The 22,564-nt window shown below is 66.3% G+C and carries 22 protein-coding genes; 6 read left to right on the top strand and 16 right to left on the bottom strand.

The features are described from left to right. Window positions 1-78 precede the first annotated feature (78 nt). The 8 genes from J5J86_RS04720 to J5J86_RS04685 all read right to left on the bottom strand — a co-directional run bounded on the left by J5J86_RS04720 (window position 79) and on the right by J5J86_RS04685 (window position 8,260). Window positions 79-438, bottom strand: a complete 360-nt coding sequence (locus J5J86_RS04720; RefSeq protein ID WP_209103734.1) for a twin-arginine translocation signal domain-containing protein — start codon at window positions 436-438, stop codon at window positions 79-81. Window positions 439-638: 200 nt separating this feature from the next. Then, window positions 639-2,462 carry an AMP-dependent synthetase/ligase gene (locus J5J86_RS04715; RefSeq protein ID WP_209103733.1) on the bottom strand — a complete coding sequence of 608 codons (1,824 nt, stop codon included), beginning with the start codon at window positions 2,460-2,462 and terminating at the stop codon, window positions 639-641. Window positions 2,463-2,472: 10 nt separating this feature from the next. Continuing rightward, window positions 2,473-3,279, bottom strand: a complete 807-nt coding sequence (locus tag J5J86_RS04710; RefSeq protein ID WP_209103732.1) for an ABC transporter ATP-binding protein — start codon at window positions 3,277-3,279, stop codon at window positions 2,473-2,475. Between the two features lie 17 nt (window positions 3,280-3,296). After that, window positions 3,297-4,472: an ABC transporter substrate-binding protein gene (locus J5J86_RS04705; RefSeq protein ID WP_209103731.1), complete on the bottom strand. Its 1,176-nt coding sequence runs from the start codon at window positions 4,470-4,472 to the stop codon at window positions 3,297-3,299. Window positions 4,473-4,517: 45 nt separating this feature from the next. Beyond that, the gene (locus J5J86_RS04700; protein ID WP_209103730.1) at window positions 4,518-5,561 is read right to left on the bottom strand and encodes a branched-chain amino acid ABC transporter permease; all 1,044 of its coding nucleotides are present in this window, start codon (window positions 5,559-5,561) and stop codon (window positions 4,518-4,520) included. A gap of 1 nt (window position 5,562) precedes the next feature. Further along, the gene (locus J5J86_RS04695) at window positions 5,563-6,447 is read right to left on the bottom strand and encodes a branched-chain amino acid ABC transporter permease (RefSeq protein WP_209105239.1); all 885 of its coding nucleotides are present in this window, start codon (window positions 6,445-6,447) and stop codon (window positions 5,563-5,565) included. Then, a complete protein-coding gene (locus tag J5J86_RS04690) occupies window positions 6,447-7,262 on the bottom strand; it encodes an ABC transporter ATP-binding protein (protein WP_247658049.1) in 816 nt (271 codons plus the stop codon). Before J5J86_RS04690 ends, J5J86_RS04695 begins: the two co-directional genes overlap by 1 nt. Window positions 7,263-7,477: 215 nt before the next feature. Further along, window positions 7,478-8,260, bottom strand: coding sequence for a FadR/GntR family transcriptional regulator (locus tag J5J86_RS04685; protein ID WP_209103728.1), 783 nt, complete (start codon window positions 8,258-8,260; stop codon window positions 7,478-7,480). A gap of 398 nt (window positions 8,261-8,658) precedes the next feature. Here J5J86_RS04685 and J5J86_RS04680 point away from each other — a divergent pair, with 398 nt between their 5' ends. Further along, window positions 8,659-10,149 (top strand): sensor domain-containing diguanylate cyclase, encoded by a 1,491-nt coding sequence (locus J5J86_RS04680; RefSeq protein ID WP_209103727.1) that lies wholly within the window; start codon window positions 8,659-8,661, stop codon window positions 10,147-10,149. 125 nt (window positions 10,150-10,274) lie between these two features. Here the strand turns inward: J5J86_RS04680 and guaD are convergent, their stop codons facing one another. The 3 genes from guaD to J5J86_RS04665 all read right to left on the bottom strand — a co-directional run bounded on the left by guaD (window position 10,275) and on the right by J5J86_RS04665 (window position 13,373). Then, window positions 10,275-11,672 (bottom strand): guanine deaminase, encoded by a 1,398-nt coding sequence (gene guaD, locus J5J86_RS04675; protein ID WP_209103726.1) that lies wholly within the window; start codon window positions 11,670-11,672, stop codon window positions 10,275-10,277. 127 nt (window positions 11,673-11,799) lie between these two features. Continuing rightward, complete coding sequence (locus tag J5J86_RS04670; protein WP_209103725.1) at window positions 11,800-12,246, bottom strand: RrF2 family transcriptional regulator; 447 nt, start codon at window positions 12,244-12,246, stop codon at window positions 11,800-11,802. 86 nt (window positions 12,247-12,332) lie between these two features. After that, window positions 12,333-13,373 carry a tetratricopeptide repeat protein gene (locus J5J86_RS04665; RefSeq protein WP_209103724.1) on the bottom strand — a complete coding sequence of 347 codons (1,041 nt, stop codon included), beginning with the start codon at window positions 13,371-13,373 and terminating at the stop codon, window positions 12,333-12,335. A 200-nt stretch (window positions 13,374-13,573) separates the two neighbouring features. On the opposite strand from J5J86_RS04665, the gene J5J86_RS04660 reads away from it, so the two are divergent. The 3 genes from J5J86_RS04660 (at window position 13,574) to J5J86_RS04650 (ending at window position 16,091) form a co-directional block, all read left to right on the top strand. Then, on the top strand, window positions 13,574-14,017 hold the full coding sequence (locus J5J86_RS04660; RefSeq protein ID WP_209103723.1) for a hypothetical protein: 444 nt from the start codon (window positions 13,574-13,576) through the stop codon (window positions 14,015-14,017). An 87-nt stretch (window positions 14,018-14,104) separates the two neighbouring features. Continuing rightward, window positions 14,105-14,254, top strand: a complete 150-nt coding sequence (locus tag J5J86_RS04655) for a DUF5989 family protein (RefSeq protein WP_209103722.1) — start codon at window positions 14,105-14,107, stop codon at window positions 14,252-14,254. Between the two features lie 7 nt (window positions 14,255-14,261). Then, window positions 14,262-16,091, top strand: a complete 1,830-nt coding sequence (locus tag J5J86_RS04650; RefSeq protein ID WP_209103721.1) for a carbamoyltransferase family protein — start codon at window positions 14,262-14,264, stop codon at window positions 16,089-16,091. Window positions 16,092-16,128: 37 nt separating this feature from the next. On the opposite strand, the gene J5J86_RS04645 is transcribed toward J5J86_RS04650, so the two are convergent. The 4 genes from J5J86_RS04645 to J5J86_RS04630 all read right to left on the bottom strand — a co-directional run bounded on the left by J5J86_RS04645 (window position 16,129) and on the right by J5J86_RS04630 (window position 19,513). After that, window positions 16,129-16,818 carry a fumarylacetoacetate hydrolase family protein gene (locus J5J86_RS04645; protein WP_209103720.1) on the bottom strand — a complete coding sequence of 230 codons (690 nt, stop codon included), beginning with the start codon at window positions 16,816-16,818 and terminating at the stop codon, window positions 16,129-16,131. Between the two features lie 137 nt (window positions 16,819-16,955). Beyond that, entirely contained in the window at window positions 16,956-18,263 is a 1,308-nt protein-coding gene (locus tag J5J86_RS04640; protein WP_209103719.1) for a hypothetical protein, read from the bottom strand. Window positions 18,264-18,360: 97 nt separating this feature from the next. Continuing rightward, entirely contained in the window at window positions 18,361-19,017 is a 657-nt protein-coding gene (msrA, locus tag J5J86_RS04635) for a peptide-methionine (S)-S-oxide reductase MsrA (RefSeq protein ID WP_209103718.1), read from the bottom strand. A 184-nt stretch (window positions 19,018-19,201) separates the two neighbouring features. After that, on the bottom strand, window positions 19,202-19,513 hold the full coding sequence (locus J5J86_RS04630) for a hypothetical protein (protein WP_209103717.1): 312 nt from the start codon (window positions 19,511-19,513) through the stop codon (window positions 19,202-19,204). A gap of 187 nt (window positions 19,514-19,700) precedes the next feature. Here J5J86_RS04630 and J5J86_RS04625 point away from each other — a divergent pair, with 187 nt between their 5' ends. Together J5J86_RS04625 and ppa are read left to right on the top strand one after the other, a co-directional pair. Continuing rightward, window positions 19,701-20,210 (top strand): GNAT family N-acetyltransferase, encoded by a 510-nt coding sequence (locus tag J5J86_RS04625; protein ID WP_209103716.1) that lies wholly within the window; start codon window positions 19,701-19,703, stop codon window positions 20,208-20,210. A 52-nt stretch (window positions 20,211-20,262) separates the two neighbouring features. Then, window positions 20,263-20,793: an inorganic diphosphatase gene (ppa, locus tag J5J86_RS04620; RefSeq protein WP_209103715.1), complete on the top strand. Its 531-nt coding sequence runs from the start codon at window positions 20,263-20,265 to the stop codon at window positions 20,791-20,793. 69 nt (window positions 20,794-20,862) lie between these two features. Here the strand turns inward: ppa and J5J86_RS04615 are convergent, their stop codons facing one another. Further along, window positions 20,863-22,560 carry a formate--tetrahydrofolate ligase gene (locus tag J5J86_RS04615; RefSeq protein ID WP_209103714.1) on the bottom strand — a complete coding sequence of 566 codons (1,698 nt, stop codon included), beginning with the start codon at window positions 22,558-22,560 and terminating at the stop codon, window positions 20,863-20,865. Between the last annotated feature and the right edge of the window lie 4 nt (window positions 22,561-22,564).

Below are 22,564 nucleotides of genomic sequence, written 5' to 3'. Positions count from 1 at the left end.
GTGGACCGACGCACATGCTACGCCCGGAGGCCGCCTGGCGACAACCACGCCGGGCGGCCAGGGGCTTACTGGCGGGGCTTACCAGCGCACCCAGCCGCCGGGGACGAAGACCCAGACGCCGCCCCGATTGACCCAGCGGGCGCCCACATAGCGATAGCCGCGCCGTGCCGGGACCCAGCGGCCGGGGACCCAGACATAGCGCCAGCTGCGGGCGTTCCAGGTCCAGTGGCCGGGCGCCCAGACGAAGCCCGGGCGGGGCGGGGGAACCCGTTCCCAACGGGCGGCCGGCGGCGGCGGGGGGCGGCGGCCGGGAGGGGGCGGGCCGGGAGGGCCGGGTGGGAACCAGGGCTGGGCCTCGGCCTTGCCAGCCAGGACCGCCAGCGGGGCGGCGGCGGCAGCGGCCACAAGGCCCTTCAGGAAGCGGCGGCGTTCGATCATCTGTTCTTCCTTCTGCGCGCGCAGCTCTTCTTGGCGGCCGGTCCAGACCGGATCCGCCTGCCTGGAGCGGCGCGGTGCGTCGGAGACGCTTCAGAAGCCATTGAGGTTCCCGAACCGGGCGAAGATGGGGCGCGCGGGGTACATCCGCGCCCCTGCGCGCCCCCGTCGCACCTTTTGGTTAAGAGCCGGAGCGCCTCGGTTCAGGCCCCCGCGTAAAGCCCTTCGATTTCAAGGGCATACTTCTTCTGGATGTTGGAGCGGCGCACCTTCATGGTGGCGGTGACCTCGTCGTCATCGTGGTCCAGCTCCTTCACCAGGAGATGGAAGCGGCGGATGTGGGAGACCTGGGCGAGCTGGGCATTGGCGGCCGCGATCTCGCCCTCGATCAATTCGCGCACCTTGGGATGCTCGGCCAGCGAACGGAAATGGGTGTAGGCGACGCCCATCTCCTCGGCCCACTTTCCCACCGTTTCCCCATCAATCTGAATGAGGGCGGAGACATATTTGCGCCGCTCGCCGATGACGATGCACTCCTTCACATAGGGGCTAGACTTGACGGTGTTCTCGATCTCGGAGGGGGAGAGGTTCTTTCCTCCGGCGGTGATCATGATGTCTTTCAGGCGGTCAACGATCTTGACCTGCCCCTGCACCATTTCCGCAACGTCACCCGTGTGGAGCCAGCCGTCGCGGATGGCGGCGGCGGTGGCGTCGGGGGACTTGTAATAGCCGGCGAAGACGATATCGCCGCGTACCAGGATCTCGCCTGTCTCCGGCGCAAGGCGCATCTCGGCGCCACGCGCCGGGCTGCCGACGCAGGCGGGCACCAGATGGTCAAGCCGCTGACCGCAGGCGAGGCCCGAGGTCTCGGTGGCGCCGTAGACCTCCACCAGGGGGACGCCCAGGGTGCGAAAGAAACGGACAATCTTGGCCGAGATGGGGGCGGCGCCGGTCATGGCCACCTTGCAATGGGTCAGGCCGATATAGTTCTGCAGCGCCCGGAAGACCGCCACATAGCAAAAGGCAAAGATCGTCCGCTGCGCCAGGGTGCGGCGGGCGGGCGGCACTTCGGCGAAGGGCTCGCACAGCGCATAGGCCCGCTCGAACATGGCCCGGCGCAGGCCGCCGGCCTCAATCAGCTTGATGTAGATGGAGGCGTTCAGCTTCTCCCAGATGCGCGGCACGCCCAGGAACATGGAGGGCGCGACTTCCCGCAGGTCCTCCTGCACCGTGCGGATGCTCTCGCCGAAATTGATCTGCGATCCCAGATAGATGGGCGCCATGGTGGTGAGCATCTGCTCGGCCACGTGGCAGAGCGGCAGGTAGGACAGATGCGTGGTGGACGCATCCAGGGACAGCGTGTCCACCACCGCGATGGCCTCGGCCCTGAGGTTGCGATAGCTGAGCATCGCGCCCTTGGGCTTCCCCGTGGAGCCGGAGGTGTAGATCATCAGACCGATATCATCGAGGCCCTGCCGCGAGAGGCACTCCTCGATGAGGCGGGGATGCTCGGCGCCGTAGGCCCGGCCGAGCTCTTCCAGGGCCGCGAAGGAGAGGACGAGGCCATCGGGATAGGCCCGCAGCCCCTTCTGCTCGATGACGACGATGCGCTTGACCTTGGGCAGTTCGGCCTGGCGCTCCAGCACCTTGTCCACCTGCTCCTGGTCTTCGCAGACCACGATCTGCGCGTCCGAATGGTCGAGCACATAGGCGACTTCATTGGAGGGGCTGGTGGCATAGACGCCCACCGTCACCCCGCCCACGAGCCCGGCGCCGAGCTGGGCGAGCACCCATTCCACTCGGTTCTCCGAGAGGATGGCCACATGCCCGCCCTCGGCTAGGCCCATGGCCCGGAAACCTAAGCCCGCAGCACTGGCGCGCGTGAAATAGTCCTGGAGGCTCAATGGCTTCCAGATGCCGAAGTCCTTCTGGCGGATGGCGGTGCGCGCTCCGTTCTCCTGCGCCTGGCGGCGCAGCATCTGGGGCAGCGTGAGGGCGGGGGGATCAAAGACGGGCGTCGCGGTCATGGGAGGGTCCTCAGGACAGCCAGCGCTTGCGGCGCTTGTAATGCTTCACGTCGCGATAGCTTTTCTCGGCCCCCTCACCGGCCATGCCGAGATAGAATTCCCGCACATCCTGGTCGCGCATCAGCTTTTCCACCGGGCCGTCAATGACGACCTTGCCGGTCTCCATGATGTAGCCGTAATGGGCGACCGCCATGGCCACCGCCGCATTCTGCTCCACCAAGAGCATGGAGACGCCGCGCTCCCGGTTGATGCGGGCGATGATGGTAAAAATCTCCTCCACCAGCTTGGGCGAGAGGCCGAGGGACGGTTCGTCCAGGAGGATGAGGCTGGGCTTGGCGATGAGCGCCCGGCCGATGGCCAGCATCTGCTGCTCGCCGCCGGACAGATAGCCCGCGCGGCTGGCGCGCCGTTCCTTGAGGCGCGGGAAATAGTCATAGACCTCGTCGAAGGGCGTCGGCGGAAGGCCGCGGCCGGAAAGGGCGAAGGTCGCGGCGGTGAGGTTTTCCTCGACCGTGAGATCCTCGAACACCCGCCGCCCCTCCATCACATGGAACAGGCCCTTGCGGACGAGGCCGTGGGGGGAGAGTCCCGCCACGTTGCGTCCGTCGAAGGTGATGGTACCGGCGGTGACGGCGCCATCCTCGAGATCCAGCAGGTTGGAGATCGCCTTCAGCGTGGTGGACTTTCCCGCCCCGTTGGAGCCGAGCAGCGCCACCACGGACCCCCGCTCCACCCGGAGCGAGAGGCCGCGCAGAACCTGCACCGCCTTGTTGTAGACGACCTCGATATTGGTCACCTCGAGAATGGCGTCAGTCATGTCCGGCCCTTTGCCCGTCAGGAGGCGACGTTGATCCAATCGGAATCCGCCACCATCAGCTTCTTTGCGGCGTCGTAGCGATAGACGCGGCCCACCGGCACCGAATTGCCGGGAATGGAGACGGGAACACCGATGATGCCGCCGGTGTCGAAGTCCTTCAGGCTATTGAGCGCCGCCTTCAGGTTCGTGCCGTTCAGCTCCTTGCCAGCGCTGAGCGTGCGCTTGGCACTCTCCAGGAACAGCATGGCCGTGAAGAAGCCCTGCATATAGGCGGTGGACTGATATTCCGGCCGCATCTGCCGGATCTTGTCCAGCATGGGGCTCTTGCCGTCGGCGTCGTAATAATAGCGATAGGGCATCACGCCCATGAAGCCGTCCGCCGGCTCGCCCACTTTGGTCCAGAGCGAATTGTCCATGGACCAGAATGTGCCCATGAACTTGGTTGCAAGGCCCATCTGCTTGGCCTGGCTCATGAACTCCGGGATGGGCGCCAGCACGTAGCCGTGGAAGATAGTGTAGTCCGGGTTGGCGCGGCGCAGCTTCAGGATTTCGGTGGACACGTCCACGGCGGTGGGCGGGGTGACGATGGTCTCGGTCATCTTCAGGCCGAGCTTCTTCACCTTCTCCTGGCCCGCCGCGATGGGATCACGGCCGAATTCGGTGTCGGAATGCACGAAGGCGATCTTCGCGCCCGGCTTCGTCTTGGCCACATATTGCAGAAGAATGTCGATCATCTGCGTGTAGTCGGGCCCGGCGATGAACTGGAAGGGATATTTCTTGGGGTCGTTCAGCTCGCTGGCGAAGGAAGCACCCGCCATCATAATGGTCTTCTTGCGGTCCAGCTCCGCATTGATGGTCTTCGAGAAGCCGGTGGAGTCGCCATAATAGAGGTTGATATTGGCCTGGCTGGTGAGCTTGTTGAACACTGCCACCGACTGGTCGACCTTATAGCCGGTATCCTCGGCCAGATACGTCACCTTGCGCCCGGAGATGCCGCCGCCATCATTGATGATCTTCACATAGTCCTGGATGCCCGCATGGATGCCGATGCCGGCAAAGGCGAACACGCCGGACAGCGGGATCGAGCCGCCGATGACGATGTCATCCGCCGCCGCCGAGGGGCGGATGCCAAGGCCGATGGCAGCGCCCGCACCAAGGGCCAGAGTGAGGGCCTCGCGTCTGTTCATTTTCATGATGTTTCCTCCCGGTTCGCCCGCCTTTGCGGGTCTGTCACGTCGTCAGGTCTTGAACGGCCACAGATGGAAGAAGCGCCGCGTGCGCCGCCAGATCTCGGCAAGTCCGTGCGGCTCGAAGATCAGGAAGCCGATGATGAGCGCACCGAACACGATGGTGCGCACCGGCGAGAGAATGGCCACCGCATCGGGCAGGATGGGGGAGAGCACGCCCACCATCAACTTCAAGACTTCCGGCACCATGGTCATGAAGATGGCGCCGAGAATGCCGCCCAGGATCGTCCCCATCCCCCCCACGATCACGGCGGCCAGGAAGAAGATGGAATAGACGAAGGGAAAGCTCTCCGGCGTCACCACGCGGAAGAAATAGGCCCACAGTCCGCCGGCGACCCCCGCATAGAAGGAGGAGAGGGCAAAGCTCATGAGCTTGTAGCGCAAGAGCGGAATGCCCAGCACCTCGGCGGAAATGTCCCGGTCGCGGATGGCGATGAACGCCCGGCCGATGCGGGTGCGGAACAGGTTCGCCGCCGCCAGCACCATGACCGCCATCAGGGGAAGGATCAGCCAATAGAGCGCGAAGGGACGCGACAAGGTGAGGCCGAGGACGGAGGCCGGGGCCACATTGATGCCGGACACGCCATTGGTCACGGAGGACCAGTTGGCGAAGACGAAATGCAGGATGAAGGAGGCCGCGATGGTGGCCATCGCCAGGTAAAGCCCCTTCACCCGCAGGCTCGGCAGGCCCACCACCGCCCCGACCAAGGCGGTCATGATGCCGGCGAGCAGGAGGTTGAGCAGGGCCGGCGTGCCGAGCCGCCCCTCCAGAACCGCCACCGTATAGGCGCCCACCCCCATGAAGGCGGCCTGGCCCAGCGAGACGAGGCCGGTAAAGCCGGTGAGGATGTTGAGGCCCGTGGTTGAGATGATGTGGATCCCCACCAGGCAGGCCAGATAGAGAAAGTATTCGTTGGCGACGAACGGCAAGGCGACGAGGGCTACCGCCAGCACCACCAGCCAGGCGCGCTGGGTGGCGGTGTCGAAGAGCGCCTCGTCGGCGGCGTAGGTTTCTTTCAGCGTGCCGATGCGCATGTCACAGCCTCTCGATCTCGACCGTGCCGAACAGCCCGTAAGGCCGGACCAGCAGCACCAGCATCAGCAGGCTGAAGGTGGCGAGCATCTTGTATTCACCGCCCAGGAAGGTGCCGGCCCAGGCCTCGATGAGCCCCACCAGGATGGCGCCGATGAGCGCGCCGGAGATGGAATCCAGGCCCCCCACGATCACCACCACAAGGGCGGAAAGGCCGAACACGCCCATGGCCGGCGAGATGCCGCCCACCGCGCCCACCAGCACGCCCGCGCCCGCAGCCGCCATGCCGGCGAAGACCCAGGCCAGCGAGAAGACGGCGGGCACATTGATGCCGCAGGAATAGGCCGCCGCCTGGTCAGTGGCGGTGGCGCGCAGCGCGATGCCGCCGCGCCAGAAGCGGAACACCAGCAGGAAGGCGGCGATGACGGCGCAGGAGACGGTAAATCCGATCACCACCTTGCGCGAGACATAGGCATCGAAGATGAACACCGCGCCGCCGCCCATGAAATCCGGCAAGGCAGTGGGCGCCGCGCCCCAGATGATCTCAGCCAGGCCCATGAGCACCGAACCGATGCCGATGGTGACCATGAAGACCGAAATGGCATTCTCGCCCAGCATGGGGCGGATGATCGTGCGCTCCAGCACCGCGCCGAGAAAGCCACCGCCCACCAGCGCGGCGGGGATGGCCACATAAGTGGGAAGGCCAAGCCCCGCCGTGAAGGAGAAGAAGAGATAGGCGCCCACCATCAGCATTTCACCGATGGCGAGGTTCACCACGCGGGTGGCCTTGTAGATGAGCACGAAGGCAAGGCCGGTGAGCGCCAGCAGCGCCGCATTGCCGAGGCCCGCGAGCGTCACCTCGAAGAAGAACAGCCAGTCGAAGTCCATCACGCCGCCTCCCGTCCCTGGATGCGGCGCTGGAGCGCCTCAAGGTCCGTGCCGCCGAGATAGGCGCGGATCACGTCCGGATTGGCAGTCACCTCCGCCGGCCGCCCGCGCGCGATCACCTGGCCGAAATTGAGCACCACCACATGGTCGGAAATGTCCATCACCATGCCCATGTCATGCTCCACCATGAGGATGGTCACGCCCCATTCCTCCTTCACATCGAGGATGAAGCGGGCCATGTCCTCGGTCTCTTCCCGGTTCATGCCCGCCACCGGCTCGTCCAGCATCAGCACCTTCGGGCGCATGGCGAGCGCACGGGCCAGTTCCACCCGCTTGCGCAGGCCATAGGGCAGGGTTGCCACCGGCTGGTTGCGGATGTGGTTGATCTCCAGGAGGTCGATGATCTTTTCCTCCACCTCGGCGCGCAGCTCCATTTCCTCCTTCTGCGCTCGGCCCCAATAGAGGAGCGCCTCCAGCAGCGAGGTCTTCATGTGGGCGTGGCGGCCGAGCTTGATGTTGTCGAGCACGGTCATGCCCCGGAAGAGGGCGATGTTCTGGAAAGTACGGGCGAGGCCCAGGCGGGCGCGCTCGGGCGGATGGGTGCGGGAAATATCCTGCCCCTCGAAGCGGATGGCGCCTTCGCTCGGGTGGTAGAAACCGGAGATGCAGTTGAAGAGCGAGGTCTTGCCCGCCCCGTTCGGCCCGATCACGGCGGTGATGGAGCCCGGCGCCACGTCGAAGGTGACGCCGGAAAGCGCCTTCAGCCCGCCGAAGGACAGGCTCATGGCATCGACCGAGAGGATGGGCGCGCTCATGCGGCGCCTCCCGCGGGCCATGCGGACCCGATGGCGATGCGGGCCGTGCGCTCCCCGTGGCACGGTTGGCCTTTGCCCTGATGGGCGCGCACGACGCCGCCTGCGGCTGGTGCCGTCATGGTTTCCTCCCTCCCGACGGCGCTTGGGCGCGCTCTTGCGGATGTTGTGGTGCCTTTTCTCCCGGTGGCGTTGGCGCGCCGGACGGGAGCGTTCAATTACAGTGTCATGTGCTGCGGCAGGCTGCGGGCATAGACCCGCTCCACCGGCTCGTCGAGATCGCGCCCGGCCCGCTCGAAGCCGCGCCGCCAGTCATAAATGTGCCGGCGCATCCACAGCCGCGCCGCCTCCAGGTCCCGCGCCGTGATGGCGTCGATGATCTGGCGATGGGCGAAGATCATGCGTCCCGGCCCTTCGGGCACGCGGCGGCAGATGAGCTCTGAGGTGGGAAAGAACAGCAGGCTGCACGGCTCGCGCGACAGCGTCAGCACCCGGTTGCCGGTGGATTTGGCCAGGAGGACATGGAAGTCGAAGTCCACCTGCGAAATGCGGATCGGATCGTTGGCGGCGCTCGCGGCTTCCAGCTCCTTCTGGTTCTCCTCCAGCTCCGCGATGGCTTCGGGAGTCGCGGCAGCCACTGCCTCCTCCGCCGCGGTCACTTCCAGCACCAGCGAGACCGAGAACAATTCGCGGAACGTCACCTCGTGCAGCGCCAGCGCCCGGCTCATGCGCGAGGACAGGCGGCTGTAGCGGGGCAGGCAGGCATAGAGGCGCCGGTCCGGCCCGCGCTGGATGAAGCCGCTCTCTTCCAGCGCCCGGATGCCCTCGCGCACCGTGGAGCGATTGACGCCGAACTGGCGCACCAGTTCGGCCTCCGTGCCCACCGGCTCGCCCGGCAGAAGGCGCCCCGACACAACCTCGCGCTCGATCGCCTCCGCCACCAATTGGTAGGCGGGAGCCACCTGAATGCGCTCGAAGCGGGTCTGGGAAGGCGCAATCATCGCTGGTCCATCATAAGCCGACAGAACCTAACACCGCGTGATCGGACATTGTCAACAGCGGAACATGCTCTCAGCTTTTCTTATTTTGTAAGCAGTTGCGAGATGTTTGTCTCGCTCTTGCAATATCTTTGTCTATTTGTCGGACAAAGTTCCGCCTGCCCATTTTCTGCGTGGATCGCGTGGCGTCATGCGTGGCAGTGCAAAGGCGAGGGTCTCTAGCTTCCCATCGCGCGCATCAGCCGCTATCTTCGCTTTGAGAGTGTGAAGCCTTGCGGGGCGCAGGCGGATGCTTGGACCCTTGAAGACGAGGCGTCTTCAGCGCTGGAGGGGCGCGGGTGACGGTGTGGGGGCAGGGCGCCGCCAACTTGCTTCGGCAGACTGCGGGTCGGGGGCTGATCATGATGGCAGCCGTCCTGATGGTGGCTGCCATTGTCGCCATTCAGAGCTACACCCTTTGGCAGGCGCGGCAGGACACATGGACCAATGCGGTGCGCGGCGCCGACAATGTGCTGACCACGCTCGTCGCCGCCATTGAGCGCAACCTCACGCTGATCGAGGTGTCCCTGGCGGGCGTCCAGGAGGGGCTGCGGCACACGGAGATTCAGTTCGTCTCGCCCGAATTGCGCAACCTCATCCTGTTCGACCGCGCGACAGCGGCGGAGCACGTGGACGCGGTCCTGGTGCTGTCGCCGCGGGGAGACATCGTGTTCGATTCCCGCTCTCCCGTGCCCCGGTCCGGCAACTTTTCCGATCGGGACTTCTTCCGTGCCCAGCGCGACCGCGATGTGGGCACCTTCCTCGGCAAGCCCAGCGATGCCGGGCTCGAGCCTGGCATCTGGCAGACCACCTTCAGCCGGCGCCTGACAAACCCGGATGGATCTTTCGGCGGCGTGGTCGCCGCCAGCCTGCGCTCCAGCTATTTCGACGAGCTTTTTTCTGCCTTGGATCTGGGGCCGGGCAGCATCCTCACCCTCATGCGGACTGACGGGACAGTGGTAGAGCGTCGCCCCACCGCGGAGCCGAACCATGGCGCGGGCGTCCCGGTTGCGGGCAACGAGGTGTTCCAGGCCATCGCCGCAGGGCGCTCCAGCGGGTTCACCGCCGTCTCGATGTATGAGCAGAAGGAAAAGTACTTCCTCTACAAGCGCATCCCCGGCTTTCCGCTGGTTCTGATTATCTCCATCCCCATTGAAACGGTGCTCAAGCCGTGGCGCATGCAGGCCATCGTCGTGGGCCTGCTCACGGTCTGCGTGGGCGGGCTCATTCTGTTCCTGGTGGCGGTGGTGCAGCGTGCCCTGATCCGGAGCTTCTCCATGGCCGACCGGCTGAAGCTCGCGGCGTCCACCGACTTCCTGACCGGGCTGACCAACCGCCGCGATTTCGACCGCTACCTGGCCGTCGAGCTGCAGCGGGCGGCCCGCGACGGCTCATTCCTCTCGCTGGTGATGGTGGATGCGGACCGCTTCAAGCTGGTGAACGACCGGCACGGCCACCTGGTGGGTGACGAACTCTTGCGCGAGATCGCCACCAGCATCCGCCGCTCGCTGCTGCGGCCGGGGGACCTGGCCTCCCGCTATGGCGGGGAGGAATTCGCCATCGTGCTGCCGGTCACCGACAGTGCCGGCGCGCGGGTGATCGCGGAACGCATTCGCAAGGTGGTCGAGGCCACCTCGGTTCCTCTTCCGGACGGCTCGCGCTTGTCCGCCACGGTGAGCGTCGGCGGCGTCACCGCCGTGGTGGGCGCCGGCGCACGGGTCGAGACGCTGGTGCGCCGGGCGGACGAGGCGCTGTACATGGCCAAGGGGCGCGGGCGCAATTGCGCCGTGCTGCTGGAGGGGCTCGGCGCGGACAGCCGTGTCACCAGCATGCAGACCTTGCTCTACGTCTGAGCGCCCGCAGGCCTCGCCTTCGTTTCGAGTGCTTCAGTGTGTCATGGCAACGCCGCAGCGCTCCATCTTCTGGCTTCAACGCATTTCCTTCACGCGAACGGGTGCCCACTTCGCCTGGACATGCTCTAGGCTCTTTTGTAGAGCCTGCGGCCCATCACCCAGGTCTCGTCCACCGCCCGCTCGTCCGCCACCGTCATGAGGCCGAACAGGAGGCCGGCGGCCTCTTCCATGGAGTGCGGGCGCTTGCCTTCCAGGACCATGGACTGGCGCCAGGGCAGCGCGGCCGGCCCCCCGTTCCAGTCGAGGACCACGAAGTCGGCTTCCTTGCCCGGTTCAAAATTGCCCAGCATGTCGTCGATATAGAGCCCCTCCGCGCCCCCCAGCGTGATCGACCAGAACGCCCGGTAGGGCGAGAGCTTGTTGCGCTCGGCTTCCGCCGGATCGCGCCGGGCGGGATCGACGCTGCCGTCGAGCAGCGTGGCATTGCACATGCCCACCTTATAGGCGTCATCCAGCACATTGAGCATGGAGAAGCGGTTGCCGCCGCCAATGTCCGAGCCGAAGCTCAGGCGCACCCGGTGCTCCGGGTCCGTCGCGCGCCCCAGCCGGAACAGGCCGGAGCCCAGGAAGAGGTTGGAGCAGGGGCAGAAGGTGAGGGCTGCCCCCGCCTGCGACAGGCGCCGGAACTCCCCGTCGGAGAGCCAGACGCCGTGGCCGCCGGAGAATTTGGGGCCGACCAGGCCATAGCTTTCGTAGACGGCCAGATAGTCCGGGCAGTCCGGGAAGAGCTCCATTACACCGCGGCATTCCGCGGGGTTTTCGGAAATATGGGTGTTCACCCAGCAGTCGGGATGCTCCAGCTTCAGCCGCTCGCAAGCGGACATGAGCGCCTCGCTCGCCCCCAGGGCGAAGCGGGGCGTGATGGCGTAGAGATTGCGGCCGTTGCGGTGATAGCGGGCGATGAGGCGGGTGCTGTCCGCGTAGAAATTCTCGGGCGTGTCGGTGAAGTCCTCCGGCACGTTCTTGTCGATGCCGGTAAGGCCGGCGATGACGCGCACATTGCGGCGGCTGGCTTCCTCGAAGAAGGCTTCGGTGGAGACGGGCGAGGCGGTGGTGAAGGCCTGGCAGGTGGTGGTGCCGGAGGCGAGCAGGGCATCGAAGAAGCGCGCCGCGCCCTCCCGCGCATAGGCGGGATCCTTGTAGCGCAGTTCCTCCGGGATCACCCACTTCTTCAGCCAGGGCAGCAATTGCTCGCCATAGGAGCCGAGCATGCGCGTCTGTGGGAAGTGGATATGCCCGTCGATGAAACCGGGCAGGATGAGCCGGTCCGGAAAATGGCGGACCTCGATGTCCGCATAGGCAGGGGACACGTCCGCAAACGGGCCGAAAGCCCGAATGATGCCGTCCTCCACCACCAGAAGGCCGTCGGCCAGGAAGCGGGCGGCCTCGCTCTCGGCGCCCACGTGCTTCCAGGGATCATCGATGAAGTCGAAGAAGCTGCCGCGAATGCCCAGGAGGCTCATGCCAGGACCCTTTCACCCGCCACACAGACGCCCGGCTGCCGGCCCGCGACCGGGCGGGGGCGCGCGCTCGATCCATGCTGCAGTGCAGCTTACAGGCCGCATGGCCGCGCGCAAGCGCGGGCGGGTGTCAGATATAGTCGACGAAGGACTGCAGGGAATCCTGGTCGAGATCGCGCATCTCGGCCAGCGTGCAGGTGTCCAGCACGGTGCCGATGGCATCGCGCACCCGGCCCATGAGCAGGCGGACGTGGCAATGTGCGACGTTGCAATCCTCGCACGGCACATAGGCGTTGCGGCTGGCACAAGGGAAGGGCGCCAGGGGGCCGTCGAGCGCGCGGATCATCTCGCCCACGAGGATGTCCTCCGGCGGCTTGGCCAGCCGATATCCGCCAAGCTTGCCCTTCTTGCTGGTCAGGAAGCCGGCATTGCGCAATTCGCCGAGGATCACGTCGAGGAATTTCTTCGGGATCTGGTTGGCGTCCGCGATTTCCGCCACCTGGACGGACGCACCTGGCGCCAGGCTGGCGAGATGCACCGCCGCCTTCAGCCCGTATTTTCCCTTCTTGGTCAGCATGCCGTCACCTCGATGCCCGGCTTATGGGACGGCGCGGGAACCGGGTCAACATGAGAGCCGCCAAAGCGGAAACCGGGAAAGGGCGCTCAGCTGTCGAGCAGCGTGACGAGCGCGCCGTGAAGCGAGTGCGCAAGGGCATGAGGGCTTGCCTCGGCAACTTCCGAATCCGTGCGCATAATGGGAAGCCCGGACTTCAGCGCGAGGCGCGCCTCCACTTCGAGAGCCAGCTCGTTCAGGGCGTCCTTCAACTGGGCATTGGCTGTGGCTCCGAGCTCGGGGGCATGGACCAGTTCGCGCAGCAGATCGACCCGGGCCATGCCTGCCGCCAGCGCATCCGCATAGAAGGCGAGAGCCTCGTCGTCCGCATGGCGGCCGAGCACGCCGAGGAAGGCATCCCGCACGAACTGCCGGCGCTGGGTCAATGTGCCACCCGCTCCGCGCCCCAGCAGGGGGCGCTCGGCGATGCGGTGGAGGCTGTCCTGAACATGCAGGTGGATGCGTTCGCTGGCCCGTGGGAACGCTTCCAGGGCGCCGGCGAGGGCGGCGGTCACCTCCACCTGGTCCTGCGCCAGCATGTGCACCAGTTCGGAAAGCGGGTCCTCCGCCGTCTCCTCCAGGTCGAGGGCGCGGAGATAGGCGAGGGCGGCCTGGTCGCGGCGACCGGTGATCTTGAGCAGATGCCCCATCTGCAGGTGGGTGTCCCAGTTCATGGGATCGGCACTGAGCGCCCGCAGATAGGCCGCTTCCGCGCCGATCATCTGCCCGGATTCCTTGTGGGCGTGGCCGAGCTGCACCCAGATGTGGGTCATTTCCGGCTTCAGGCGCAGCGCTTCCGCATAGAAGGAGGCGGCCTTGCGCCAGCGGCGCTGCTCGCGTTGGGCATCGCCCTGGCGCACGCAGTCCGCCGCCGAAGGGCCTTCCCGGCCCAGCCCCATGAAGCGCACGCCGCGCACCAAGGCGGGCGCGTCCTCTCTGCCGGGATTGAGGGCGAGCCCCTCCACCCGCCGGGCGCGCGCACCGTCCTCCAGCATGCGCCCCGCCAGGGCGGCCTCCAAAGCGAGGCAGGCGCGCTGGAAGGCGCTCTTGTCCCGCGGCTCCGTCCTGGTGGCTTTGGTCCGCTGCCCCATCTGTCCCGAACATCCTTGCGCCGCCGGGGAACACTAATGCGCGTCCGCGCGGGAGGAAAGCGTGGCGTGCGCCAGATGAGGGCCAGTCGCGCCTCCTGCCCGATATTGCCACGTTCGCCCCTCCATGCTACCGCAACCCTGTGTATGGCGGGGGCGCCGCGCTTCGGCCGGTGGCTGTACAAGAACAGGGGTGGGACGCCATGCCCAAGGCCGCGCCCTCGGGGGCCTTTGAAAGTTATTCCCGCGATCCGGACCAACTGAAGAGTTCGGACCGATCCTTCGGCCGCATCATGGCCGTCTTCCTGCTGATCGTCTCGGGCTTCCAATTTCATCACGACCGCCTGGTCCTGGCGACAGTGCTGGCCCTCATCGGCCTTGCCTTCGCGGTGCTGGCGCAGGTCCGTCCGCAGGCGCTGCATCGGCTGAACCTTTTGTGGTTCCGGTTCGGCCTCCTGCTGCACAAGGTGGTCAATCCGCTGGTGATGGCCGTCATCTTCCTCGGCGCCGTGGTGCCAACGGCCCTCGTGATGCGCCTTCTCGGCAAGCGGCCGCTCGCCCTCGCCTTCGATCGCGGGGCACCCACCTATTGGATCACCCGCCAGCCACCCGGCCCGACCGGCGAGAGTATGGCGCGCCAGTTCTAGCCGGCGCAGCGTCTTCCCGCCGAAACACAAGACAATGCCGCCCCGGCTCGATCCCTTGATCCGCCGGCCTGCGGACAAGGGGGTTCCATGGGGTTCATTTCCGAATTGTGGCAGTTCCTGCGGGCGCGCAAGAAGTTCTGGCTGCTGCCCATGCTGGTGCTGATGGCCATCCTCGGCGGGCTCCTGATCCTGGCCAAGGGATCGGCGGTTGCCCCCTTCATCTACACCATGTTCTGAGGGCGCCGTGCGCATTCTCGGCCTGTCGGCCCTTTATCACGACAGCGCGGCTGCCCTGGTGGTGGATGGCGAGATCATCGCCGCCGCCCAGGAGGAGCGCTTCACCCGCCGCAAGCATGATCCCCGCTTTCCTGAACATGCCATCCGCTATTGCCTGGAGGCGGGTGGCATAGGCCTGTCGGATCTTGACCATGTGGTCTTCTATGACAAGCCGTTCCTGAAGTTCGAGCGCCTGCTGGAGACCTATGTCTCCTACGCGCCCAAAGGGTTCTCGTCTTTCCGCATCGCGCTGCCGCTCTGGCTGCGCGAGAAGCTGTTCCAGAAGGATCTCCTGGCCAAGGAGCTGAAGGGGTTCGACAAGAGCTTCGACGCGCTGGGCAAGCTGCTCTTCACCGAGCATCATCTTTCCCATGCCGCCAGCGCCTTCTTCCCCTCGCCCTTCGAGGAAGCCCTGGTCCTGACACTCGACGGTGTCGGCGAGTGGGCGACCACCTCAGCCGCCATCGGCCGGGGCAACAGCCTGGAAATCTTCAAGGAGATCCATTTCCCCCATTCGCTGGGGCTGCTCTATTCCGCCTTCACCTATTATACCGGCTTCAAGGTCAATTCCGGCGAGTATAAGGTGATGGGCCTTGCGCCCTATGGCGAGCCGCGTTTTGTCCAGACCATCCTGGACCATCTCATCGATGTGAAGCCCGATGGCAGCTATCGGCTGGACCAGAGCTATTTCGACTATTGCGTCGGCCTGACCATGACCAACCGGCGCTTCCACGATCTGTTCGGCGCTCCGCCCCGCAAGCCTGAGGAGCAACTGACCCAGTTCCATATGGATCTGGCCGCTTCCGTGCAGAAGGTGACCGAGCTGGTGGTGGAGCGCCTCGCCCGGTCGCTCGCCCGCGAGACCGGGCAGAAGAAGCTGTGCATGGCTGGCGGCGTGGCGCTCAATTGCGTCGCCAATGGGGTGCTGCACCGGCTCGGGCTGTTCGAGGACATCTATGTGCAGCCGGCGGCAGGGGATGCGGGCGGGGCGGTGGGGGCGGCGCTGGCCGCCCACCACATCCATGCGGGCAAGCCCCGCATCTCGGGCACCGACCGCATGCGCGGCGCCTATCTGGGGCCCGCCTACGAACAGTCGGACATCGAGCGGCGGCTGACGGCGGCGGGCGCGGTCTTTACCGTGCTGGACGATGCCGCCCTTGTGGATGCCACCGCCCAGGCACTGGCGGATGAGAAGGCGGTGGGCTGGTTCCAGGGGCGCATGGAATTCGGGCCGCGCGCTTTGGGCGGGCGGTCGATCCTGGGCGATCCGCGCTCGCCCACCATGCAGAAGACGTTAAATCTCAAGGTCAAGTATCGCGAGAGCTTCCGCCCCTTCGCCCCTTCCGTGCTGCGCGAGGACGTGGCGGATTGGTTCGAGTTCGACGATGACAGCCCCTATATGCTCATGGTCGCCCCGGTGGTGGAGCGCCGCCGGCGCGCCATGACCCAAGAGGAGCAGGCCTTGTTCGGCATCGACAAGCTGAACGTGCCGCGCTCCGACATCCCGGCCGTGACCCATGTGGACTATTCGGCCCGGCTGCAGACGGTCACGGCGGACACGGCACCGCGCTACCACGCGCTCATCTCGCGCTTCAAGGCGCTGACTGGCTGCCCGCTGGTGGTGAACACGTCCTTCAATGTGCGCGGCGAGCCCATCGTGGGCACCCCCGAGGATGCCTTCCGCTGCTTCATGGGCACCGAGATCGAGGTGCTGGCGGTGGGCAACTGCTTCCTGCGCAAAGAAGACCAGGACCCGGCCCTCAAGCTGAACTACGAGACGGCCTTCGAGCTGGATTGAGCAGGACGGGGCCCGGCGCCGGCCGGGCCCCGCCTCATCAGATGATGGTCACGTCCAGCGTGGCGACGCCATCGACGCCGCCTTCCAGCCGATCCCCCGCCTTCACCGGGCCGACGCCAGCCGGAGTGCCGGCGAAGATCACGTCGCCGGGGGCGAGACGGAACAGGGTGGACAGCTCCGCGATCATCTCCGGCACCTTCCAGATCATCTGGTTGAGGTTGCCGTCCTGCTTCACGGTGCCGTTCACCGACAGCCAGATCCGCCCTTCGGAAGGGTGCCCGATGGTCTCCGCCGGGACAAGGGCCGTGCAGGGGGCGGACTGCTCGAAGGCCTTGCCCACTTCCCACGGGCGGCCGAGCTTCTTGGCCTCGCCCTGGAGGTCGCGGCGAGTCAGGTCGATGCCGACCCCATAGCCATAGACATGGCTCAGGGCGTCTTCCACCTTGATGTTCTCGCCGCCGCTCTTCAGCGCCACCACCAGCTCGATCTCATAATGCATGTCGCTGGTGCGCGGGGGGTAGGGGACGGAGGGGCCCACCACCAGGTTGTCGGCGTTCTTCTGGAAGAAGAAGGGCGGCTCGCGATTGGGATCGTGGCCCATCTCGATGGCGTGGTCGGCGAAGTTGCGGCCCACGCAATAGATGCGGTGCACGGGAAAAAGACCCTCGGAGCCCACGACGGGCAAGGCGGGGATGGCGGGAGGGGCGATCACATAGGCACTGGCCATGGAAACCTCAGGCTCCTTTCGAGCCGGCGGATGGAGAACGGCCGCCGCGGCGGGATGCCACATCTTGCATGGAAGATGCCCGTCTCCAAGGGGGGGGCGGGGACGGCTGAAGCGGGAACGTAAGGGCAGCCGAAGGGTCAGTTGGCCGCCACCGGCGGAACGCACAGATCCCGATGCGCATCGAGGTATTGTAAGACCGCTTGTGCCGCTGCGGCATGGCCCGCCGGTGTCCAGTGGCCGTCATGGGCGAAGGATGCGCCGGCGAGCGGCAGCTTCTGGCGCACCATATAGTCGTACATGTCGATGACCGGGATGCCGCGCGGGTCCGCCAGCTCTTTCAGGCGCTTGAAGCGCAGCCCCGTGGGTTCGTCCATGCGCATGGATTCGATGGACAGGATGAGGAGGCTCGCCCCGTCGCGGGTGGCGCGGGCCTTGAATTCGTCCAGCGCATAGCCGGAAAAGGCCATGGCCTCCTGGAAGGCGGGCGGCAATTGCGGCCAGGAGAAGGGGGCGTCCATGCTCAGCATGGTCGCGTTGGTGGAGGTGTTGCGCGCGGGGTCCCAGCCCTCAAGCAGCTTTTCATTGCCCGGCCGTTGCGCCAGCAGCCGGGCGCGCTCCTTGAAGAGCTGCCCCATGTCCTGGCCCGACAGCCAGGCGGCCGCCTGTGGGGCCACCATGGCCAGCTTGGTGAAGATCCAGGCGTAGAAATAGGAATGGGTGACGAGGTAGGTGTTCGCGCGCGGGATGAAGTCGCGGGTGCGGGTCGGAACCTCCAGCAGGTGGCTGCGCCAACCCGCATTGTCCACCGGGAGAGGCTCGAAGCCGCCGGTGGGCGCGCGGCGGGCATACATGCGGTGGGGGTGATCCGGATCGATGCCGCCCCGGATGCCTTCCAGCACCGCCGAATTGTTGGCGAAGTCGTTGCCCACGAAAACCAGGAGCACGATGCGCGGGCGGAAGGCGCGGGCGAACTTGTCGTAGAAGGGCAATTGGTTGAGTTGGCCGGTGCCACCATAACCATAGGCGGCCACCGCCAGATCCAGAGGAGGCGCCTGCGCGGCTGCCAGTTTCATCAATTGGCGTGGCAGCTTCTGCTCGATCTTAACTTCCAGCGCCGAGACGAAGCTGTCGCCGATGACCGCGATCCGGCACGCCTTGGGATTTGAGACCTGCGGCTCCTCGGCGAGGAAGCCTTGCGAATTGGCTTTCTGCTCCGTCCAGAAGTCGAGGTCGTTGGTGGCCCGTGCCACCCCGCCGGGAGTGAAGAGCAAGCCCACATCATCGACGAAGGTCAGGGGCCAGTCGCCGTTCAGGAAGGGGCGGGTGAGGCGAAAATAGGCTTCGCCCGCGCCCGCCACCACCAGCAGCAGCACGGCGGTCACCGCGAGGCTGGTGAGAAGGTCCTTCACCCACGAGGAGGGCTGTTCCCCCTTGCCATCCGACATGCCACGTCCCCACGCTCGGGGGACGCATCCCCACCGGTCAAGGTCCTGAACCGACGGGCCGAAGCGGGGCCGGGCCGTTGGACCCGGCCACCGGAGCCTAGGACGCCACGGCCACGATACCGGTCGGGCACGCTATGCCCGTGCCGCCAAGCCCGCAATATCCCGCCGGATTCTTGGCCAGATATTGCTGGTGATAATCCTCGGCGAAATAGAAGGGGCCACCTTCCGAAATCTCAGTGGTGATAGCGCCATAGCCGCGCGCCTTCAGGGCTGCCTCATAGGCCGCCTTCGAGGCCGTGGCCTCTGCCTGGCGGGCGGTGTCGGGCACATAGATGCCGGAGCGATATTGGGTGCCGATGTCATTGCCCTGGCGCATGCCCTGGGTGGGGTCGTGGCTCTCCCAGAACACCTTGAGCAACTGGCCGAAGGAAACCTCCTTGGGATCATAGACCACCAGCACCCCTTCGGTGTGACCGGTGCGGCCGGAGCAGACCTCTTCATAAGTGGGATTGGACGTGTGACCGGCCACATAGCCGACCGCCGTCACCTTCACGCCCGGCACCTGCCAGAACTTGCGTTCGGCCCCCCAGAAGCAGCCGAGCGCGAACACCGCGCTCTCCAACCCTTCGGCATAGGGGCCCTTCAGGGCGGCGCCGTTCACGAAATGGCGTTCGGCGGTGGGCAGGGCGGTCGCGCGGCCGGGAAGGGCCTCGGCGGCGCTTGGCAGGGAAAGCGGCTTGCGGGACCAGAACATGGCGAACTCCTCGCGCACCCGCCGCGCGGGCCTTTTGGCCGTGCGAAAGTCAGGGTACGCCGATCAGAGGGGGAGCTTGATTTCCGCCGTCCTGTGGATCGGGCGGGAGCTGCTCCGGAGGCTCGGTCCCTAATATGGGATCGCGCCCGTCATTGTGCGAGGGGGCAGGCCACTGCGGAAGGGGTCATGCATCGAAGCGCGAGCGCCGTCGCTTGCGGCCTAGCGCCATGAGCAGGAAGCCGACCACACAGAGCAGGGCAAACAGAGGCAGGTCGAGCACAGGTGCCGCTGCGTCCGCCCAGGCGGCGGCGGAGAGGCCCTCTATCGACGCCTTCGCCTTTTCAAGGGTGGAGGGTGAGACGGCGGACCAGGCCGAGAGCGCGGACATGAACTGCATTTGCGAGGCGGCAATGGAGCGTGTGCCATCCACAACCAGGGCGACGACACCGCCGGCCAGGAGCCAGAAGCCGATAAAGCGCAGCAGGAACCTGATCATGCCATCCACACTTTTGCGTCATCGCGCCGGGGCGCCGCACCGCCGCTCTTTCCCCCCTGAATAGAGCGCCCTGGCGCGGGAGGGAAGCGGCGCGAGGGCCGGGTCGCCTGACCTGGAGGGGGTCCAACCTGCACCCGAGACGCTCAAGCCTCTTGATGCGACGCGCGGTGTTTGCTTCCATTCGGGCATGGGCACGGGTCTTATCGAAATCCGTCGAGCGACGGTTACGGATGCAAGGGCCATCGCGGGCGTTCATGACGCCGCTTGGCGCACGGCCTATCGCGGCCTCATTCCCGGCCTCGAACTGGAGCGGATGGTGGAGCGGCGCGGTCCCGGCTGGTGGGAGCAGGCCATCCGCCGTGGCAGCCGGGTCTCGGTCCTGCTGGCCGGCGAAACGCTGGTAGGCTACACCAATTTCGGCGGCAACCGCGCCAAGAGCCTGCCCTATGGCGGGGAGATCTACGAGATCTATCTCGACCCCGTGCACCAGGGCCTCGGCTTCGGCCAGCGCCTGTTCGCGGCCGCCCGGCGGGATCTCTCACGGGCGGGGCTGAACGGCCTGGTTGTGTGGGCTTTGAAGGACAATACGGGCGCCACGGGCTTCTACGAGGCCCTCGGCGGGCAACCGGTCGCAGCATCTTCCGAGCGGTTCGGCACAAAAACCCTGGACAAGATCGCCTTCGCTTGGCAGCGGTAGCCGCGCTACGCTGCATCGCAGCGTTTCTCCGTGGCTTCAAGCGAGTGGTGTCATGATCATCGACGCGATCAAGATCGGCAAGAATCCCCCCCATGAGGTGAATGTGGTGATCGAGGTGCCGATCGGTGGCGAGCCGATCAAGTACGAGCTGGACAAGGAGTCCGGCGCGCTGTTCGTCGATCGCTTCCTCTACACGCCCATGCGCTACCCGGGCAATTACGGCTTCATCCCCCACACCCTCTCCGGCGACGGCGATCCCTGCGACGTGCTGATCGCCAACACCCGCCCCATCATTCCCGGCGCGGTGATGAGCGTGCGTCCCGTGGGCGTGCTGCTGATGGAAGACGAGAGCGGCGTCGACGAAAAGATCATCGGCGTGCCCGGTACCAAGCTCACCAAGCGCTATGAGAATGTGAAGAACCACACCGATCTGCCGGAGATCACCCGCGCCCAGATCGAGCACTTCTTCTCCCACTACAAGGATCTGGAGCCCAACAAGTGGGTGAAGATCATCCGCTGGGGCGATGTCGAGGAGGCCCACAAGCTCATCCTCGAAGGCATCGAGCGCGCCAAGAAGGCTTGATCATGCTTTGGGCCTGCGGCCCGGCGTGAGCCGGGCCGTTGGTCTTCCGCTCCGGCGCGTCTGTCTGTGTCAGGACAGCCCGCCAATGATCCCATCAGCCGTCACGAACATGCCTTCGGCCGCCGGTACCGAGGGCAGGCCGGGCATGGTGAGCACGTCGCCCGTCAGGGCCACCACGAAGCCCGCGCCGGCGGAGAGGCGCACTTCCCGGACCGGCAGCGCATGGCCCGTAGGCGCGCCGCGCAGTGCCGGATTGGCCGAGAAGCTGTACTGAGTCTTGGCCATGCAGACGGGCAGAGTGCCAAAGCCCGACGTCTGCAATTCGTCCAGCTTCTTGGAGGCCTCGGCGGAAAAGACCACTTCGCCGGCCCGGTAGATTTCGCGGGCTATGATCTCGATCTTCCCCTTCAGCGGCATCTCGTCGCCATAGAGGGGGTGGAACGCGTTCGGCGCCTCGGCGAGGGCCACCACCTCGCGGGCGAGGTCCTCGGCGCCTGCGCCCCCGTCCGCCCAATGGCTACAAACGTGCACCGCCACGCCCAGCGGGGCGAGGGCGGCTCGCACGGCTTCGATTTCGGCGGGGGTATCGGCGGTGAAGCGGTTCAGCGCCACCACCACCGGCAGGCCGAACTTGCGCAGGTTTTCCACATGGCGCACCAGATTGGCGGCGCCGGCGGTCACGGCCTCGGCGTTCTCGGCCGAAAGGCCCTTCAGCGGCACGCCGCCATGCATTTTCAGGGCGCGGACTGTGGCCACCACTACGGCGGCGGAGGGGGCAAGGCCCGCCTGCCGGCACTTGATGTCCAGGAACTTCTCGGCCCCGAGATCGGCCCCGAAGCCGGCCTCCGTCACCACATAGTCGGCCAGCGCCAGCGCGGAGCGGGTTGCGATCACCGAGTTGCAGCCGTGTGCGATATTGGCGAAGGGGCCGCCATGCACGAAGGCCGGCGTATGGCCCATGGTCTGCACCAGATTGGGCTGGAAGGCGTCGCGGAGCAGCGCCACCATGGCCCCGATGCCCTTCAGCGCGCCCGCCTCCACGAGGCCCTTGGCGCGCGTCTGGCCCACCACCATGCGGGAGAGCCGCTCCTCCAATTCACCCAGCGTGCGGGACAGGCAGAAGATGGCCATCACCTCACTGGCCACCGTGATGTCGAAGCCGTCTTCGCGGGGAAAGCCGTTGGCGGGGCCGCCCAGGCCCACCACCACCTGCCGCAGCGCCCGGTCGTTCAGGTCCACCACGCGGCGCCAGGAGATGCGGCGGGTGTCGAGGTCGAGCCCGTTGCCCCAGTAGATGTGGTTGTCGATGAGCGCCGCCAGCAGATTGTGCGCGGCGGAGATGGCGTGCAGGTCGCCGGTGAAATGCAGGTTGATGTCCTGCATGGGGATGATTTGGGCATGCCCGCCCCCCGTCGCCCCGCCCTTGGCGCCGAACACCGGGCCGAGCGAGGGTTCCCGCAGGCAGATGGCCGCCTTGCGGCCGATGCGCGCGAGCGCGTCGCCAAGGCCGATGGTGGTGGTGGTCTTGCCCTCGCCCGCTGGCGTTGGGCTGATGGCGGTGACGAGGATCAGCTTGCCCTGCGGCCGGCCTTCCAGGCCCGATATGTAATCCAGCGAGAGCTTCGCCTTGTAGGGGCCGTAGCGATAGAGGTCGGCGGCGGGAATGCCGAGCTTGGCGCCGATCTCCTCAATGGGTGCCGGCGTCACGCTGGCGGCGATGGCCGCATCGCTGGCGGGGTCGATCTGGCGGGCCGTCACCTGATGCATGGGG

It is taken from the genome of Aquabacter sp. L1I39 (assembly GCF_017742835.1).
Classification (GTDB): Bacteria; Pseudomonadota; Alphaproteobacteria; order Rhizobiales; family Xanthobacteraceae; genus L1I39.
The sequence above is the reverse complement of the archived record's forward strand: the minus strand, read 5'-3'. Positions and strand labels throughout refer to the sequence as shown.

Coding starts and splice junctions, on each gene's coding strand:
- J5J86_RS04670 (WP_209103725.1), bottom strand. CDS start 12,246: ATGCTGACCAAGAAGGGAAAATACGGGCTGAAGGCGGCGGTGCATCTC.
- J5J86_RS04690 (WP_247658049.1), bottom strand. CDS start 7,262: ATGAGCGCGCCCATCCTCTCGGTCGATGCCATGAGCCTGTCCTTCGGC.
- J5J86_RS04695 (WP_209105239.1), bottom strand. CDS start 6,447: ATGGACTTCGACTGGCTGTTCTTCTTCGAGGTGACGCTCGCGGGCCTC.
- J5J86_RS04645 (WP_209103720.1), bottom strand. CDS start 16,818: ATGGCCAGTGCCTATGTGATCGCCCCTCCCGCCATCCCCGCCTTGCCC.
- J5J86_RS04640 (WP_209103719.1), bottom strand. CDS start 18,263: ATGTCGGATGGCAAGGGGGAACAGCCCTCCTCGTGGGTGAAGGACCTT.
- J5J86_RS04660 (WP_209103723.1), top strand. CDS start 13,574: ATGCCCAAGGCCGCGCCCTCGGGGGCCTTTGAAAGTTATTCCCGCGAT.
- J5J86_RS04625 (WP_209103716.1), top strand. CDS start 19,701: ATGGGCACGGGTCTTATCGAAATCCGTCGAGCGACGGTTACGGATGCA.
- J5J86_RS04655 (WP_209103722.1), top strand. CDS start 14,105: ATGGGGTTCATTTCCGAATTGTGGCAGTTCCTGCGGGCGCGCAAGAAG.
- guaD (WP_209103726.1), bottom strand. CDS start 11,672: ATGAGCCTCCTGGGCATTCGCGGCAGCTTCTTCGACTTCATCGATGAT.
- ppa (WP_209103715.1), top strand. CDS start 20,263: ATGATCATCGACGCGATCAAGATCGGCAAGAATCCCCCCCATGAGGTG.
- J5J86_RS04705 (WP_209103731.1), bottom strand. CDS start 4,472: ATGAAAATGAACAGACGCGAGGCCCTCACTCTGGCCCTTGGTGCGGGC.
- J5J86_RS04685 (WP_209103728.1), bottom strand. CDS start 8,260: ATGATTGCGCCTTCCCAGACCCGCTTCGAGCGCATTCAGGTGGCTCCC.
- J5J86_RS04715 (WP_209103733.1), bottom strand. CDS start 2,462: ATGACCGCGACGCCCGTCTTTGATCCCCCCGCCCTCACGCTGCCCCAG.
- J5J86_RS04710 (WP_209103732.1), bottom strand. CDS start 3,279: ATGACTGACGCCATTCTCGAGGTGACCAATATCGAGGTCGTCTACAAC.
- J5J86_RS04680 (WP_209103727.1), top strand. CDS start 8,659: ATGATGGCAGCCGTCCTGATGGTGGCTGCCATTGTCGCCATTCAGAGC.
- J5J86_RS04665 (WP_209103724.1), bottom strand. CDS start 13,373: ATGGGGCAGCGGACCAAAGCCACCAGGACGGAGCCGCGGGACAAGAGC.
- J5J86_RS04630 (WP_209103717.1), bottom strand. CDS start 19,513: ATGATCAGGTTCCTGCTGCGCTTTATCGGCTTCTGGCTCCTGGCCGGC.
- J5J86_RS04615 (WP_209103714.1), bottom strand. CDS start 22,560: ATGCATCAGGTGACGGCCCGCCAGATCGACCCCGCCAGCGATGCGGCC.
- J5J86_RS04700 (WP_209103730.1), bottom strand. CDS start 5,561: ATGCGCATCGGCACGCTGAAAGAAACCTACGCCGCCGACGAGGCGCTC.
- msrA (WP_209103718.1), bottom strand. CDS start 19,017: ATGTTCTGGTCCCGCAAGCCGCTTTCCCTGCCAAGCGCCGCCGAGGCC.
- J5J86_RS04720 (WP_209103734.1), bottom strand. CDS start 438: ATGATCGAACGCCGCCGCTTCCTGAAGGGCCTTGTGGCCGCTGCCGCC.